The sequence below is a fragment of the Janthinobacterium sp. TPC_1 genome (assembly GCF_056037845.1).
Genome location: NZ_CP195157.1, coordinates 3,251,385 through 3,266,804, shown reverse-complemented (window position 1 = coordinate 3,266,804; position 15,420 = coordinate 3,251,385). Strand labels below are relative to the sequence as shown.

The window sequence follows — 15,420 nt, the reverse complement described above, 5'->3', positions numbered from 1 at the left end:
CTTCCGCAGAAAGAGTCGCAAGAACAGGCGGCCCAGCTACACGATAGGCGCGCACAAAAATCGGGATCTGCGCTAGCGCAAACAGCGCAGCGATAAGGGGAGAAGAACCGCGTTGGGATTGATCAGACCGCTTGCCAGGCGAGCGCTGGCGTGGTGAAAACGGGGGGCGAAAACGGGGCGCATGAGCGGCCCCGCTATCGGCAAAGCAAGTATCAGGGCTTGCCGCGTGCCTGTCCCACTTCGGCGATCGCATCCTGGAACTCGGCCAGGTCTTCGAAATTCTTGTAGACGGAGGCGAAGCGGATGTAGGCGATCTTGTCCAGACGCTTGAGTTCCTGCATGACGAGTTCGCCGATATAGCCGGAATCGACTTCACGCAAGCCGCTGGTCAGCAGTTTTTCCTGGATGGACGCGATGGCCGTATCCACAGAGGCGGCCGCGACGGGACGCTTACGCAAGGCCAGCATCAAACTGCCGCGCAACTTATCCGCAGCGAACTCCGTCCGGCTGCCATTCTTTTTGACGACGGCCGGCATGATAAGTTCAATGCGTTCGTATGTCGTAAACCGCTTGTCGCATTTGCCGCAGCGGCGGCGGCGCCGAATGGCATCCCCTTCCTCCGATACGCGCGTATCGAGAACCTGGGTATCGCCGTGCTGGCAAAATGGACATTTCATGGGCTGGCTACAACTTTATAGTAGTAATAATTACGGGAAATCGCCGCCCTTGTACAAAGGGCGCCCGAATCACTCCGGGCGCCCTGGGGCACGAAGGAATGTGTCATACAGAATCTTACTCCGTATGACACATTCTGGACAAATAATTATGCTGCGTACACCGGGTGCGCGTCGGCCAGCACTTTCACTGCCGCTTTCACGCGCTCGATGGTGGCGGCGTCATGCGGGTTGTCCAGCACGTCGGCGATCAGGTTGCCCACTTCTTCCGCTTGCGCTTCCTTGAAACCGCGCGTCGTCATCGCCGGGCTGCCCAGGCGGATGCCCGAGGTGACGAAAGGTTTTTGCGGGTCGTTCGGGATGCCGTTCTTGTTGCAGGTGATGTGCGCGGAACCGAGGATGGCTTCGGCTTCCTTGCCCGTCAGGTTCTTGGCGCGCAGGTCGACCAGCATGACGTGCGATTCGGTGCCGCCGGAAACAATGCGCAGGCCGCGCTTGATCAGGGTCTTCGCCAGCACGTCGGCGTTCTTGATCACTTGCTTCTGGTATTCGACGAATTCAGGGCTCAGCGCTTCCTTGAAGGCGACGGCCTTGCCGGCGATCACGTGCATCAGCGGGCCGCCCTGGATGCCGGGGAAAATGGCCGAGTTGATGGCTTTTTCGTGTTCGGCCTTCATCAGGATGATGCCGCCGCGCGGGCCGCGCAAGGATTTGTGCGTGGTCGAGGTGACGAAGTCGGCGAACGGCACCGGGTTCGGGTACAGGCCGGCGGCGATCAGGCCCGCGTAGTGGGCCATGTCGACCATGAAGTAGGCACCCACTTCCTTGGCGATCTTGCCGAAACGCTCGAAGTCGATCTTTTTCGAGAATGCCGAGGCGCCGGCGATGATCAGCTTCGGCTTGCGTTCGCGGGCCAGGCGTTCCATCGCCTCGTAGTCGATGTCTTCTTCCGCCGTCAAACCGTAGGAAACGACGTCAAACCACTTGCCGGACATGTTCAGCGGCATGCCGTGGGTCAGGTGGCCGCCTTCGGCCAGCGACATACCCATGATCAGGTCGCCTGGCTTCAACATGGCGAAGAACACGCCCTGGTTCGCCTGCGAGCCCGAGTTCGGCTGCACGTTCGCGCATTCGGCGCCGAACAGCTGCTTGACGCGGTCGATGGCCAGTTGCTCGGCCACGTCGACGTATTCGCAGCCGCCGTAGTAGCGCTTGCCTGGATAGCCTTCGGCATATTTATTCGTCAGCTGCGAGCCTTGCGCTTCCATTACGGCTGGCGACGTGTAGTTTTCCGACGCGATCAACTCGATGTGATCGTGCTGGCGCACGTTTTCTTTTTGAATGACGGCGAACAATTCAGGGTCGACGTTGGCGAGGTTGTGATCTTTTGCAAACATGTAAAAACTCCAAGTATGAGGGTGCTTGTACTGGCAGGTTGGATCGAATGAGGGGAGCCGGCGTTAAGTGAATAACAACATTGGACAGGCAGCCTCTTCGTGCTTTTCCATAGTGGCTACCCAGGCGAACGGCTGATGAAAAATCTCACGTTTCCCGGTGGATGCCCACCTTTCGCCGGTTTGCCGATCGCCATTCTTGGAGATCGCCGACTTTTCGCCAGTCACGTGAGACGTAATGGAAGTCAAATTGTAAGTTAAGTGCCCAAATTGAGCAAGGAATGCAACGGTGCGGCTATAATCGCCGCGCGCCACCGCAGCCCGGGCGAGGCCACAGGCCGCCCAGCGACGTGAGCGCGGCGCTTAAGCCGGGCTTAAACCTGGCGGCGGCTTGTAAGCGTATGTTACGAGGCTTGCCATTGCCTACCCCAGATTTACAATGCTGCGGTGCAACTTATATGCCGCTTTTGCATGGCTTTCCAGCAAGCGCCCACAGTCACAAGAAGAAAAATCGCGTAAAATGTTGCTCAATCTCACTACTGGCGCAATAAACATGCCTTCAGTCTTTACCTGGAACGTACGTGTCTACTATGAAGACACCGACGCCGGCGGCATCGTCTATTACGCTAACTACCTAAATTCTTCGAACGCGCGCGCACCGAATGGCTGCGCGCCATCGACGTGGGCCAGCAGGAATTGCTGGAACAGCACGACGCGATGTTCGTTGTCAAAAGCGTCAACGCCGACTATCATGCGCCAGCCAGGCTCGATGACACGGTAAGATTAACCTTAAGCATAGAGAAAATGGGGCGTGCCTCCATCGTTTTCCTGCAACAAGCCTGGTGCGGCGACCGCCTGCTCAACACGGCGCGCGTCAAGGTCGGCTGCGTCGATTCGGCATTGCGCCCGCGCGCCGTGCCCGACGCCGTCGCGGCCCGCATGCGCGCCGCCTGAGCCCTACCCGCCACCCCCGGACAATTCACCCAACAGACTGCCAGCCAATGAACGTTACACAAGATCTTTCTTTCCTCGCGCTCATCTCCAATGCCCATTTGATCGTGCAACTGATCATGGCCCTGCTGCTGCTGATTTCCCTGACCAGCTGGACCTACATTTTCCGCAAGATGTTTGCCGTGCGCCAGGCGCGCAAGCAAACCATCGAATTCGAACGCAGCTTCTGGGCCGGCGGCAACCTGCATGCGCTGCACCAGAACGCCAGCGGCAACCGCGACCAGAGCGGCGCGCTGGCCCGCATCTTCGACGCCGGCATGGGCGAATTCATCAAGGGCAAGGCATCGTACGGTTCGCGCGAAGCGCTGGACGTCGGCGCCGTGCTCGACGGCGCCCGCCGCGCCATGCGCGCCGCCTTCCAGCGTGAAATGGACGTGCTCGAATCGCACCTGGCCTTCCTCGCTTCCGTCGGCTCCGTCTCGCCTTACATCGGCCTGCTCGGCACCGTGTGGGGCATCATGAACGCCTTCCGCGGCCTGGCCAACGTGCAGCAAGCGACCCTGGCCGCCGTCGCGCCCGGCATTGCCGAAGCGCTCATCGCCACGGCCATCGGCCTGTTCGCCGCGATTCCCGCCGTTGTCGCCTACAACCGTTTTTCGCACGACATCGACCGCCTGGCGATCCGCTTCGAGAGCTTCGTCGAGGAATTCTCCAACATCTTGCAGCGCCAGTCGCGCTAAGAGGGAGCAGCGTCCATGGGTTCCTCCTTCAATAGCGGCGGCATGCGCGGCGGCCGCGGCCGCAAGTTCAAGTCCGAGATCAACGTCGTGCCGTACATCGACGTGATGCTGGTGCTGCTGATCATTTTCATGGTGATGCCGTCGTCGAACAATCCCAGCGTGGTGAATCTGCCCAACGCGGAAAAGTCGGCGAAACCGCCCGATGACTATATTCAGATCGTGCTGAAACCGAATGGTTCGCTGTCGATCGGCGTGATCGGCAAGGAACAGCTGTCGCCGGAAACGGAACCGAACCGCGACGCCCTGCTGCGCAAGCTGCGCGGCTTGCACGAAAGCAATCCCGACTATCCCGTGATGATTGCGGGCGACAAGGAAAGCAAGTACGACGATGTGATCCAGCTCATTTCGGAAGCGAAAAAGATGGGCATTACCCGCGTCGGCCTGGCCACCAAGTAAGCGCAGCACCCTGTTTCCAGACTTGACCGTTTTTAGATAGACTAGACTTTGCAGAACAAACAAATCGACCATGTACTCGGCAAGCCCTACAGCGTGCCGCGCGAACGCAGCCGCTGGCCCTCGCTGGGCCTGGCGCTGGCGATGCACCTTGGCCTGCTGTTTTTCCTGTGGGTGGGCGTACACTGGCAAAATACGGAACCTGTCGCCGTCGAAGCGGAAGTGTGGGACCTGAAAGTACAAACGGCCGCGCCGCCGCCCGACGTGGCGACGGAACCGGAGCCGACACCGGCGCCGCCGCCGGAACCGGAAGTGGAACAGCCGGCCCCGCCGCCACCGCCGCCCGTGGCCGCGCCCGAGCCGAAAGTCGACCTGCGCGAGGCGGAAATCGCCCTGGAACGCAAGAAGGCCAAGCTGAAGGAAGAAAAAGAGAAAGCGGCAGCGGAAGAACGCCGCAAGCAGGAACAAAAGGAACGCGAGGAAGAAAAGCGCGAACTGGAAAAACAGAAGCAGAAAGAAAAAGACAAGGCTGAAAAGCTCGAGAAAGAAAAGGCTGACAAGCTGGAGAAAGCCAAGCTCGAAAAAGAGAAAGAAAAAGCACAAGAAAAAGCCGAGAAAGAATTGGCTGAGAAGAAAGCTGCGGCCGAAAAAGCCGCCAAGGCCAAGAAAGCGGCGGCGGAAAAAGCGGCAGCCGACAAATTGCGTGCCGATGACATGAAGCGCATGATGGCGCAGGCAGGCAATGGCACAACGGGTACGGCCGCGAAAGCGACCGCGCCACGCAAGGACAGCGGCTATGTCGCTGCCCTGACGAGCAAGATCAAGAGCAATATCGCGTACAGCGGTAGCACGGAGGTGCCGGGCAACCCGCGCGCCGTGTTCAAGATCGAGCAACTGCCAACTGGGGAAATTATTTCGGTCCGAAAGATAAAAAGTAGCGGCCTGCCGGCGTATGACAGCTCGGTGGAAAACGCCATTAATAAATCGTCGCACTGCCGAAGAAAAAAGACGGCACCGTGGAACGCGAGATTGAACTCATATTCGAGATGAAGGATTTGCCTAAATGATGACCATGAAAAAAATGAGCTACGTCGTGCTCTGCGCCGGCCTGATGCTGGGCGCGGCCGGCGCCCAGGCGCAGCTGCGCGTGGAGATTACGGGGATCGGCAGCAACCAGATCCCGGTGGCTGTCGCCACCTTTGTCAATGAATCAGCGGCGCCGCAATCGTTATCCGGCATCATCAAGGCCGACCTGGCGCGCAGCGGCGTGTTCAAGCTGATCGACGCCGATGCGCCCGTGGCGGAAACGGCGCCCGTCAGCTACGAGCAGTGGAAATCGCGCGGCGCCGACGCGCTGGCGGCCGGCAGCGTGCAAAGCATGGCCGATGGCCGCCTGGACGTGCGCTACAAGCTGTTCGACACCATCAAGGGCGCGCAGATCTCCAGCATGAACAATGCGGCCGCGCCGCAGTTCAACCGCCTGCTGGCGCACAAGATCGCCGATGACATCTATGAGAAGTTGACGGGCGTCAAAGGCGCGTTCGCCACGCGCATCGCCTACGTCACGCAATCGGGCCGCGAATACCGGCTGGAAATCGCCGACGCCGATGGCGAAGGCATCCAGGTCGCCCTGCGCTCGAACGAGCCGATCATTTCGCCGTCGTGGTCGCCGGATGGCACCAAGGTGGCGTATGTGTCGTTTGAAAAGAAAAAGCCCATCGTCTACGTGCAAAACCTGGTGACGCGCCAGCGCACCATCGTATCGAATGAAAAAGGCAGCAATTCCGCGCCCAGCTGGAGCCCGGACGGCTCGCGCCTGGCCGTGGCCCTGTCGCGCGATGGCCATACCCAGGTCTACACCGTCAATGCCGACGGCAGCGGCTTGCGCCGCGTCAGCACCAGCAGCGGCATCGATACGGAACCCCAATTCTCGGCCGATGGCCAAAGCATTTACTTCACCAGCGATCGCAGCGGCGGACCACAGATCTACCGCATGTCGAGCAGCGGCGGCGAAGCCAAGCGCGTGACGTTTGGCGGCTCCTACAACATCAGCCCGCGGATTTCGTCCGACGGGAAGACACTCGCTTATATTTCCCGTCGCGACGGCAATTTCCAGCTCTACGCGCTCGACCTGGCTAGTGGCCAGGAACTGCGCCTGTCGGACACCGCCAACGACGAATCACCGAGCTTTTCGCCCAACGGGAAATATATCATGTACGCGACCGAATCCGGACGACGCAAGTCGCTGGCAGTGGTATCGGTGGATGGCCGCGTCAAACAGCGTTTGACTACGCAAGCTGGCAATATCAAGGAGCCCACCTGGGGTCCTTTTATGAAGTAAATGCTGTACAGTTTCACCTTTAACCATGACCCGGAGAATAAAAATGAGTAACTTTAAAAGTTTGGCTTTCATCGCCGCTACCGCAGCCCTGCTGTCCGCCTGCAGCACCCCAGTCAAAGTAGCAGAGACCCCAGTGGTTGAGCGCGCTCCTGAAAAAGTCGTCGCTCCAGTTGACACCCGTCAAGTTCAGCCAGTAACGACCGCATCGGTCGATCCACTGGACGATCCAAAAGGCGTGCTGGCTAACCGCAGCATCTACTTCGACTTCGACAAGTACGTCGTGCGCGAAGCGGACACCCCAGTCGTGCAAAACCACGCTGCTTACCTGGTGAAAACCCCATCGCGCAAGATCCTGATCCAAGGTAACACCGATGAACGCGGTGGCGCTGAGTACAACCTGGCCCTGGGCCAGAAACGTGCCGAAGCCGTGCGCAAGTCGATGGCTGCCCTGGGCGTGCCGGAAGGCCAGATGGAAGCCGTGTCGCTGGGCAAAGAAAAGCCTAAAGCACAAGGCAGCAACGAAGCAGCATGGGCTGAAAACCGCCGCGCTGACATCGTTTATTGATGTTGACGGGTGAGCGCGCAAGCATTGACGCTTACCTAACTGGCCAGTCATAGGCATAATAATGGGGCGCAGCGCGGTGATTCACCGCCCGGCGCCCCGTTTGCATGTTTGCGTAACCTTAGAAAGCCCGACCCATGATGACATTCTCGAAAGCCGGCGTCGCCGCCGCCTTGATGGCCGCGTTTGCCTACCTGCCCCTGCACGCCAACGCCGCCCTGTTCGACGACGACGAAGCGCGCAAGGCCATCCTGGAGCTGCGCGCCAAGGTCGACGCCATGGCGCGCGACCTGAACAGCCGCATCGACACCAAGGCGGACAAGACCAGCACCTTGAGCCTGCTCAACCAGCACGACCAGACCATGCAAGAGATCGCCCGCCTGCGCGGCCAGATCGAAGTGCTGGGCAACGACCTGGCGAACACGCAAAAACGCCAGAAGGATTTCTACACCGACATCGACGCGCGCCTGCGCAAGCTCGAACCGCGCCAGGTCACCATCGACGGCCAGGAAGCGGCCGTGGGCGTGTCCGAGCAAAGCGCGTACGAATCCGCATTCGGCCTGTTCAAGTCGGGCGACTACAAGGGCGCCGTGACGGCCCTGGACGGCTTCGTCAAGCGCTATCCCGAATCGGCGTATGCGGCCAACGCGCAATACTGGCTGGGCAATGCCTATTACGCCCAGCGCGACTGCAAGAGCGCCATCACGGCCCAGCAGGCCGTGCTGAAACACTACCCGGACAGCCCGAAGGCGCCCGACGCCATGCTCAACATCGCCAGCTGCTACACGGAGCTGAAAGACAAGCCGAACGCGACCAAGACGCTGAACGCGCTGATCTCGCGCTACCCGGACTCCAGCGCGGCCCAGGCCGCCAAGGAACGGGCCGGTAAAAAGTAAAAACGGGGAAAAAGTTGCCCGTTAGGTTTGACAGAATCCCGGGCACCCCCTATAATCTTTCTTCTTCGGGTCGTTAGCTCAGCTGGTAGAGCAGCGGACTTTTAATCCGTTGGTCGCAGGTTCGAATCCCGCACGGCCTACCACGAATACGCAGTACTGATCTGCTTGCGAGTTGTTATAGCAAGCATTTTTTTTTACGGCACAGTGTTACCGAAGTTGCTGTAAAAAGTTTTTGGGTCGTTAGCTCAGCTGGTAGAGCAGCGGACTTTTAATCCGTTGGTCGCAGGTTCGAATCCCGCACGGCCTACCAAATACTATGAAGAAGCCAACCGTTCGCGGTTGGCTTTTTTGTTTCTGGTCGCTCTCTAGTCGCATCGGTAAAAGCCTCACCTTATGCCGCTCCGGCACTCAACCCAATCTCCCCACTCTCAACAACTTGTAGGCCAAGGCTAGAAAGCAACGGGCGAATTACCTGCTCGAAGACGACAACCAAAACAACATGCGCTTGGTTAGCGGCCTAAGTTGAGCAGGAATTGCTGGATCATTAACATTTAAACCAGCGCTGCTTCATTCAAATCAAATTAATCAGCAAGTTAACCATCACGAAGACAGCACAAAGCATCACGTATATTACGACAATGGCTAAACCGAGCGCCGTTCCAGGCCCGTGGTCAAAATCCAGCCTCTCCATGAACCATTGTGAAACTCGGTCCAATCGAACAGCTATGTACAGCAAGATGTAACCCCCAACATATAGCCACAACCATACGGAGCTGAGCAAGCTGGAGAAAAATAATATCGCTTCCGGGAAAGCGTAAACGAGCTCGGTCAGCAAACCACCTTTTATATCGAACACCCCTCCCCCAACGGGGACGAGCATATCTGCCGTCAGAGACTGCAGCAGCTGAAATTCGGATGGCAGAACAGATGGCGTCAACCACAGCCTCAACGAGTCGATAGGACCAAGTGCTGTATGCCCTGGGAGAACGGCAATCTTTGCCAGAGAAAAGCCAACATAAAACAACAGCACGGACAATAGGAAATCTATAAGAAGCGAGAGAAATGGATGCGCCGCTTTTTTTCCGATTGATGATCGAATGACGTACCGGGTAAGGCACAACGAGAGAAAATCAATAGCCACGCCCGCAAAAATGAGCGGTAGCGAATGTCTCAGAATAAGGTTTCTCGATAATAATCACTTCCCAACCAGCTTTTGTAGTTTGGAAAGCTATACCAGCATATCGCCAGCACCAGAAAAATCCATAGCCCGCTTAACGCAAATGATCTGCACAATGCTCTCCAAGAAAAAAGTCGCTTCCCGAAAAAATGATCGGACGCGTACAAGAAAAAACTGAAGGCAGAACGCGATGCAGGAAGAATGACCCTTTTCTTCGCGATCCGGGCAATCTCTTCCCTACCTAGCTTCGAAGAGCCATGATCAACCAGATGTGAAAGATAATAGGCAAAAACCGTTACGCCGCCCATGGAGGGTAGCAATATTTTCAGCAGATCGGATGTAGTCACCCAACTTTCTCCATTAATGAACGTAATGCAAGGCACGCTAGCCAATGACCACCAAGCTGAGCACTGTACTAGCAATGGTGATTTTTTGACAGTTTCCACATCACCTTGCGACGCAATTATTTCCTGTCAACACCATATTGTCACGAAAAAAATTCCAAAGGGAAAGTAGGCCTTGATTTGCAGCGAAATCTGTAAAGCCGATAATTGTTAATATTGGTCGCGGTCTGGTCAGGGCTAGATAGAATGCAGTCAAGCTCAGTGAATCTAGAGCCAAGTTCGATGGAGACACCGCAGAGCACAGCACAGCACAAACAATGATCCAAGTTTCCCCAAGGAGATGGGAAACATTTTCCCTCAATCGGATCGGCAAAGGGAAAACTATACTCCCCGCTTTGCGTTCTTTAATCCGTTGGTCGCAGGTTCGAATCCCGCACGGCCTACCAAATACTATGAAGAAGCCAACCGTTCGCGGTTGGCTTTTTTGTTTTCTAGGCTTGCCTGGATCGCAGCCACTCCTTCAATACATCATTCATGCGCGTTTGCCACCCATCGCCGGTGGCCTTGAAGGCTTCGAGAATGTCGGCGTCGAAACGTATGGTCGTGCTGACCTTGCCGCCAGTGCCAGCGGGTCTGCCGCGGCGGCGTGCCGCCTCCTGCTGCTGCGCCTCAGGGCGGGAAACGGGCTTGTCGCCCACTTGCCAGATACCCTGCTCGAAAAAACCATCCGTCAATTCAGGCGCATCGTCCGGATCAACCCAGGCTTTGTTTGTATTTGTCGATTTCGCGTTCATTTGCCTTCCTCATGCTGATGATTCTGCGCGCCCGGCCACGCGGCGTCCAGACCAGTACAACCAGGCGCTCGTCGAGCCAACCTGCAGTGATGAAGCGGGGTTCGCCGTAGTCCTGGCGCTGGTCCGGCAGTGTAATGGTGAGGCCGTCAAACACTTCGCGTGCACGCGCAAAGTCGAGGCCACGCTCCCTGAGCGTCTTTTCACGCTTGACAGCATCAAAAGTGATTCTCATTATTTATTGTAGTAACAAATAATAGAAACAGCCAGCCCTGTTTCGCGAACAAGGGCGCCATCGGGACTGCTACATCACCACCATTAACGCGACGCCAGCGCCTGCCTCCCGGCCAGATGCGCCAGCACGCTCCCCATCACCCGCCCCAGGGCACCTCCACCCAGCGGTGAAACGCCGCCCCGGCCGCCAGACTGGCACCCCAGGCCGTCAGCATGCCCAGCGCTTGCCACTCGGGCTCGAGCGGCACATAGGCAATAAATAAAGCATTCACCAGCAGGCTGACGGGAAAGTGGACGAGGAACACGGCATACGAGATGCGGCCCAGGGCGTTGACGATGTTCCACGCGCCGCCCTGGGAGGGCGTGCGGGCGCGGCCGAACAGGAACAGCGCGCAGGCGACGATCAGGGCCAGGGCGATGCGGCTGCGGTAGTCGACGGCCAGGGCCAGCAGGACTGGCACGGCGGCCATGGCCATGAGCGCTGTCATGGCGCCCGGTTTGCGGGCCGGGTCGCTGGCCCACCAGGCCATGAGCCCCAGGCCATAGCTGCCGAAGAAATACGGCGCCCAGTTATCCCAGCCCGCGTCGAGATTGAAATACAGCAGGGAAAAGGTGATGCCCACGGTGACGGCCAGCGGCATCAGCCAGCGTCCGCGCCGCCGGCCCGCCAGGCGGCCGCCCAGCCACAGCAGCGATACCGTCAGCAGGTACAGCTGGAAATCGATGGCCACGTACCAGGCGCCAGCCGACAGCGATTCATAGCCCAGCACGCCGTGCAGCAGCAAGGCATGGGCGCTCAACTGGCCCAGGGTGACGGCGGCCGACATGGAATCGTGCAGCATCCAGATGCCGGCCACGGGCGTCAGCACGGCGGCGAGCAAGGTGGCCGCCAGGAAAGGCGGCGCCAGCTTGGCATAGCGGCGCCAGACGGCCTGCAGCGGGGTGGCAATGCCGGGCTGGCCGGCGGGTGCGAGGGATTTGGCGACGAGAAAGCCGCCGATGACGAGAAATACTTGCACGGCGATGCGCGCACTGCCGCCCAGCCAGTCCAGCAACGCGGGCCACAGCGGTTGCACGTAGTCGGACATGGGGCCGTAAAACGCCAGGTGGTGCAACACGATCAACTGCGCCGCGCCCGCCTTCAATCAATACATTGATCCAGCCAAACTGCGGACGATTTGCCAGGTCCGCCTGTGATACCACTGCTGCTACCGTCATTCCCATCCCTTGCCGTGCCAGGTAGTCTCGCCAGTCCGTCGCGCAACAGGCGCGCGGCAGGGGATTTACCGAAAGGCCGACATCATAGCCGAGCCTGGCAAATGGCGGGGCACGACAGGCGGCTAAGCTGCGGGCTTTTCCGCCTCCGGCTGCCCGGGCGCCAATGGCTGCTGCGCCAGGATGGCGTCGAGCAAGCCGGGGAAACGGCTCTCGATATCGGCGCGGCGCAGGGTATTCATGTGCGTCGTGCCCGCGTTTTCCGTGTAGACGAGGCCCGCTTCGCGCAAGACCTTGAAATGGTGGGAAACGGTCGATTTCGGCCGTCCGCCATCGAGGTCGCCGCAAGCGGCCGCCTCGACTCTGGCCAGGTGGCGCACGATGTCGAGGCGTATGGAATCGCTCAAGGCGTACAGCACTCTTTCGAGCACGAATTCGCTGGCGGAGGGATGTTTGTGTGGACGCATGAGCAGAATCATACAGCATGCGCTATACTAATTCCATTCTTCGAATATTTACGAACTACCGAATCAGCTTGACCTTACTTTTCTGAAAACCAACACAAAGGCCACCATGTCCGCCCTCTTCCAGCCCTACACCCTCAAAAACGTCACCCTGCGCAACCGCATCGCCGTGCCGCCCATGTGCCAGTACATGGCCGTCGATGGCGTGGCCAACGACTGGCATCTGTCGCATTACGCGGGCATGGCGCGCGGCGGCGCGGGACTGGTGATCGTCGAAGCGACGGCCGTGGCACCCGAAGGCCGCATCACGCCCGGCTGCACGGGCATCTGGAACGATGATCTGGCGCAAGCCTTCGTGCCTGTCGTGAAAGCCATCAAGGCGGCCGGCTCCGTGCCCGGCATCCAGATCGCCCACGCGGGCCGCAAGGCCAGCGCCAACCGCCCATGGGAAGGCGACGACCACATTGCTGAAGGCGACGCGCGCGGCTGGCAAACCATCGCCCCTTCCGCCATCGCCTTCGGCGGCGGCCTGGGCAAGGTGCCGCGCGCCATGGACCTCGACGATATCGCCCGCGTGAAACAGAACTTCGTCGATGCGGCCATCCGCGCCCGCGAAGTGGGCTTCGAATGGCTGGAACTGCACTTCGCCCACGGCTACCTGGCGCAAAGCTTCTTTTCCGCCCACTCGAACCAGCGCGACGACATCTATGGCGGCAGCGTGGAGAACCGCAGCCGCTTCCTGCTGGAAACATTGAAAGCCGTGCGTGAAGTGTGGCCCGAGCACCTGCCGCTGACCATCCGCTTCGGCGTGCTGGAATTCGACGGCCGCGACGAGCAAACCCTGCTCGAATCGATAGCCCTCGTGCGCCAGTTCAAGGATGCGGGCATGGACATGATCAGCGTCAGCATGGGCTTTACCATTCCCGACGTGGCTATCCCGTGGGGCCCGGCCTTCATGGGCCCGATCGCCGAGCGCGTGCGCACGGAGGCGGGCGTCCCTGTCTCGTCCGCCTGGGGCTTCGGCACGCCGGCCATCGCCGAGCGCGTCGTCAAGGAAGAACAGCTGGACGTGGTAATGGTCGGCAAGGCGCACCTGGCCAATCCGCACTGGGCATACTTTGCCGCCAAGGAACTCGGCGTCGAACGCGCCTCGTGGACCCTGCCGGCGCCGTACGCGCACTGGCTGGAACGCTACTGATCGTCCTTCACCGTTGCCGGATGCCCCTCCAGGGGCAATTCCGGCAGGAACAGCAGGAAGACCAGTCCCACCAGCAGCAGCACGGCGCCGGCGCCAAACACGCTGGCGATCGCGTGCCGGTAGACTTCCACCGTCTGTACCGCCGCCTGCGCACCGAGCGCCGACACGGCTTCCACGCCATGTTTGTGCAGCTGGTGCGCCAGGATGGCGCCGGATGCCGTCACGCCCAGCAAGCCGCCCAGCGAGCGGAAAAAGGCCAGCATGGCCGTGCCCACGCCGCGGCGCGCCAGCGGCAAGGCATTTTGCACGGCGATCGTCATGTTCGGCATCACTAATCCTAATCCCGTGCCGAGCAGGAAGATGGCCGGCTCGATGATCCAGTAGCCGCGCGACGTTTCCATGGCCCAGGCCAGCACGGCAAACGCCACCACCGCCACGCCCAGCCCCGCCACCTGCACCATCTTGTACTTGCCCGAGCGCGACAGCACCCTGCCGTTGAACATCGACGACGCCACCAGCCCCACCATCATCGCCACCGTCATCACGCCCGATTCGGCGGGACTCGTGCCCATCACCAGCTGGAAGAACAGGGGGAAGAAGACGCTGGCGCCCATCAGGCCCATGAACGTCACGGCCATCACCAGGCTGGCGATATTGAAAGTGCGGTTTTCGAACAGCTCGGGCGGCAGCACGGGTTCGTCCACCCTGCCCACGTGGAAGGCCAGCCAGGCGCCCAGCAGCAAGGCGACGCCGCCGCATACCTTGATGGCGAGAGAGTCCCACGGCCACTCCGTGCCGCCCAGCGCCAGCACCAGCAGCGCCGCCGTGACGGCCCCCGTCAGCAGCGCCGACCCCAGGTAGTCGATCTGGTGCGCATGCGTGCGCGCCGGTTTGCGCATGGCGCGCGCGATGATGACAACGGCCGCCACGCCCACGGGCAGGTTGACATAGAAAATCCAGTGCCACGACAGGGCATCCGTGATGACGCCGCCCAGCACGGGACCCAGCACGCTGGTGACGGCATACACGATGGGCACCATACCCTGCCGCTTGCCCCGCTCGGCCGGCGGCACGATGTCGCCGATGATGATCTGCGCCAGCGGCATGAAGCCGCCCGCACCGAGGCCCTGGATGGCGCGGAAAATAATGAGTTCCGTCATGTTCTGCGCCAGCCCGCACAGCACGGAACCGAGCAAGAAGGTCAGCAGGGCCGTGAAAATCATGGGGCGGCGGCCGTACTGGTCGGCCAGCTTGCCGTACAGGGGCATGGTGGCCGTCGACGCCAGCACGTAGGCCGTCACCACCCACGACAAATGCGCCATGCCGCCCAGGTCGTCGACGATGCGCGGCAAGGCCGTGGCGACGATGCTCTGGTCCAGCGCACCGAGGCCCAGCACGGCCATCAGACCCAGGTAGATGGCGCGCACTTCGCGCTCGGTGACGGGTTTTACGGCGTCCTTGTCTGCGCCTGCGGCGTGATCGTGGCCGCTCATGCCTGTCCAATCTCAAGCAGCGGCTGCATGGCGGCTTCCAGCGCATCGACCTGCTGCGGCGACAAGCGGGCGATGCGCCGCGCCAGCGCATCGCGGCGCCGCGCGCGCAGGGTTTCGAGGATCGCCAGGCCTTGCGCGGACACGTGCAAGCCCGAACGCCGGCGATCCTGCGGATCGGGCGCGCTGCGCTCGACCAGCCCCGCCTCTTCGAGCGACTTGACCTGGGCGCTGACGGTGGGCCCGCGCACATTCTGCAGCCGCGCCAGCGCAGCCACCCCGATGCCGGGCTGCTCGTGGATCAGCGCCAGCAGCATGTACTGCATCATCGATACGCCGCCTTCCAGCTCGCCCCCTTCGCGCTGCATGGCGCGCAACAGGCGCTTGAACGCCACGCGCAAGTCATCGGACAGCGCCAGCGCGCGCTCGGGGATGGGAAGGTCTTCGGTATTGGACATGGGATCACATAAATAGGTAGACTATCTACCTATACTAT

General features: G+C 60.2%; 17 protein-coding genes, 2 tRNA genes, 1 pseudogene and 1 riboswitch. Of the genes and pseudogenes, 10 read left to right on the top strand and 10 right to left on the bottom strand.

Going from position 1 to position 15,420, the window contains the following annotated elements:
- Positions 1-212 precede the first annotated feature (212 nt).
- Together nrdR and glyA are read right to left on the bottom strand one after the other, a co-directional pair.
- Positions 213-677 carry a transcriptional regulator NrdR gene (nrdR, locus tag ACQVLG_RS16010; RefSeq protein ID WP_086146069.1) on the bottom strand — a complete coding sequence of 155 codons (465 nt, stop codon included), beginning with the start codon at positions 675-677 and terminating at the stop codon, positions 213-215.
- 146 nt (positions 678-823) lie between these two features.
- On the bottom strand, positions 824-2,071 hold the full coding sequence (glyA, locus tag ACQVLG_RS16005; protein WP_230542409.1) for a serine hydroxymethyltransferase: 1,248 nt from the start codon (positions 2,069-2,071) through the stop codon (positions 824-826).
- Positions 2,072-2,182: 111 nt separating this feature from the next.
- Positions 2,183-2,306, bottom strand: a riboswitch (ZMP/ZTP riboswitch).
- A gap of 315 nt (positions 2,307-2,621) precedes the next feature.
- Between glyA and ybgC the strand changes: the two are divergent.
- The 9 genes and pseudogenes from ybgC (at position 2,622) to ACQVLG_RS15960 (ending at position 8,321) form a co-directional block, all read left to right on the top strand.
- Positions 2,622-3,022: pseudogene (gene ybgC, locus ACQVLG_RS16000) on the top strand (tol-pal system-associated acyl-CoA thioesterase).
- Between the two features lie 47 nt (positions 3,023-3,069).
- Complete coding sequence (gene tolQ, locus ACQVLG_RS15995; RefSeq protein WP_034759183.1) at positions 3,070-3,759, top strand: protein TolQ; 690 nt, start codon at positions 3,070-3,072, stop codon at positions 3,757-3,759.
- A 15-nt stretch (positions 3,760-3,774) separates the two neighbouring features.
- A complete protein-coding gene (locus ACQVLG_RS15990) occupies positions 3,775-4,215 on the top strand; it encodes an ExbD/TolR family protein (protein ID WP_223278896.1) in 441 nt (146 codons plus the stop codon).
- A gap of 48 nt (positions 4,216-4,263) precedes the next feature.
- On the top strand, positions 4,264-5,262 hold the full coding sequence (gene tolA / locus ACQVLG_RS15985; protein WP_474290113.1) for a cell envelope integrity protein TolA: 999 nt from the start codon (positions 4,264-4,266) through the stop codon (positions 5,260-5,262).
- 22 nt (positions 5,263-5,284) lie between these two features.
- Positions 5,285-6,553 carry a Tol-Pal system beta propeller repeat protein TolB gene (gene tolB / locus ACQVLG_RS15980; protein WP_230542415.1) on the top strand — a complete coding sequence of 423 codons (1,269 nt, stop codon included), beginning with the start codon at positions 5,285-5,287 and terminating at the stop codon, positions 6,551-6,553.
- 43 nt (positions 6,554-6,596) lie between these two features.
- Entirely contained in the window at positions 6,597-7,118 is a 522-nt protein-coding gene (gene pal / locus ACQVLG_RS15975) for a peptidoglycan-associated lipoprotein Pal (protein ID WP_230542412.1), read from the top strand.
- A 134-nt stretch (positions 7,119-7,252) separates the two neighbouring features.
- Complete coding sequence (gene ybgF / locus ACQVLG_RS15970; RefSeq protein WP_474290111.1) at positions 7,253-8,011, top strand: tol-pal system protein YbgF; 759 nt, start codon at positions 7,253-7,255, stop codon at positions 8,009-8,011.
- A gap of 67 nt (positions 8,012-8,078) precedes the next feature.
- Positions 8,079-8,154: transfer RNA gene (locus tag ACQVLG_RS15965), tRNA-Lys, on the top strand.
- A gap of 91 nt (positions 8,155-8,245) precedes the next feature.
- A tRNA-Lys gene (locus ACQVLG_RS15960) sits at positions 8,246-8,321 on the top strand.
- A 261-nt stretch (positions 8,322-8,582) separates the two neighbouring features.
- Here ACQVLG_RS15960 and ACQVLG_RS15955 read toward each other — a convergent pair.
- From ACQVLG_RS15955 to ACQVLG_RS15930, 6 genes are all read right to left on the bottom strand, one after another.
- The gene (locus ACQVLG_RS15955) at positions 8,583-9,152 is read right to left on the bottom strand and encodes a hypothetical protein (protein WP_474290110.1); all 570 of its coding nucleotides are present in this window, start codon (positions 9,150-9,152) and stop codon (positions 8,583-8,585) included.
- A 29-nt stretch (positions 9,153-9,181) separates the two neighbouring features.
- Positions 9,182-9,535 carry a hypothetical protein gene (locus tag ACQVLG_RS15950; protein WP_474290108.1) on the bottom strand — a complete coding sequence of 118 codons (354 nt, stop codon included), beginning with the start codon at positions 9,533-9,535 and terminating at the stop codon, positions 9,182-9,184.
- A gap of 488 nt (positions 9,536-10,023) precedes the next feature.
- The gene (locus ACQVLG_RS15945) at positions 10,024-10,326 is read right to left on the bottom strand and encodes a BrnA antitoxin family protein (protein ID WP_474290106.1); all 303 of its coding nucleotides are present in this window, start codon (positions 10,324-10,326) and stop codon (positions 10,024-10,026) included.
- Entirely contained in the window at positions 10,286-10,558 is a 273-nt protein-coding gene (locus ACQVLG_RS15940) for a BrnT family toxin (protein ID WP_474290104.1), read from the bottom strand. Before ACQVLG_RS15940 ends, ACQVLG_RS15945 begins: the two co-directional genes overlap by 41 nt.
- A 136-nt stretch (positions 10,559-10,694) precedes the next feature.
- Entirely contained in the window at positions 10,695-11,675 is a 981-nt protein-coding gene (locus ACQVLG_RS15935) for an acyltransferase family protein (RefSeq protein ID WP_474295667.1), read from the bottom strand.
- Positions 11,676-11,897: 222 nt separating this feature from the next.
- Positions 11,898-12,239, bottom strand: coding sequence for an ArsR/SmtB family transcription factor (locus ACQVLG_RS15930; RefSeq protein WP_230542487.1), 342 nt, complete (start codon positions 12,237-12,239; stop codon positions 11,898-11,900).
- A 106-nt stretch (positions 12,240-12,345) separates the two neighbouring features.
- Here ACQVLG_RS15930 and ACQVLG_RS15925 point away from each other — a divergent pair, with 106 nt between their 5' ends.
- Entirely contained in the window at positions 12,346-13,434 is a 1,089-nt protein-coding gene (locus tag ACQVLG_RS15925; RefSeq protein WP_474290103.1) for an NADH:flavin oxidoreductase/NADH oxidase, read from the top strand.
- On the opposite strand, the gene ACQVLG_RS15920 is transcribed toward ACQVLG_RS15925, so the two are convergent.
- Positions 13,428-14,927 carry an MDR family MFS transporter gene (locus ACQVLG_RS15920; RefSeq protein WP_474290101.1) on the bottom strand — a complete coding sequence of 500 codons (1,500 nt, stop codon included), beginning with the start codon at positions 14,925-14,927 and terminating at the stop codon, positions 13,428-13,430. The genes ACQVLG_RS15925 and ACQVLG_RS15920 overlap by 7 nt on opposite strands.
- Positions 14,924-15,382 carry a MarR family winged helix-turn-helix transcriptional regulator gene (locus ACQVLG_RS15915; RefSeq protein ID WP_474290100.1) on the bottom strand — a complete coding sequence of 153 codons (459 nt, stop codon included), beginning with the start codon at positions 15,380-15,382 and terminating at the stop codon, positions 14,924-14,926. The genes ACQVLG_RS15920 and ACQVLG_RS15915 overlap by 4 nt, the downstream gene beginning before the upstream one ends.
- Positions 15,383-15,420: the final 38 nt, after the last annotated feature.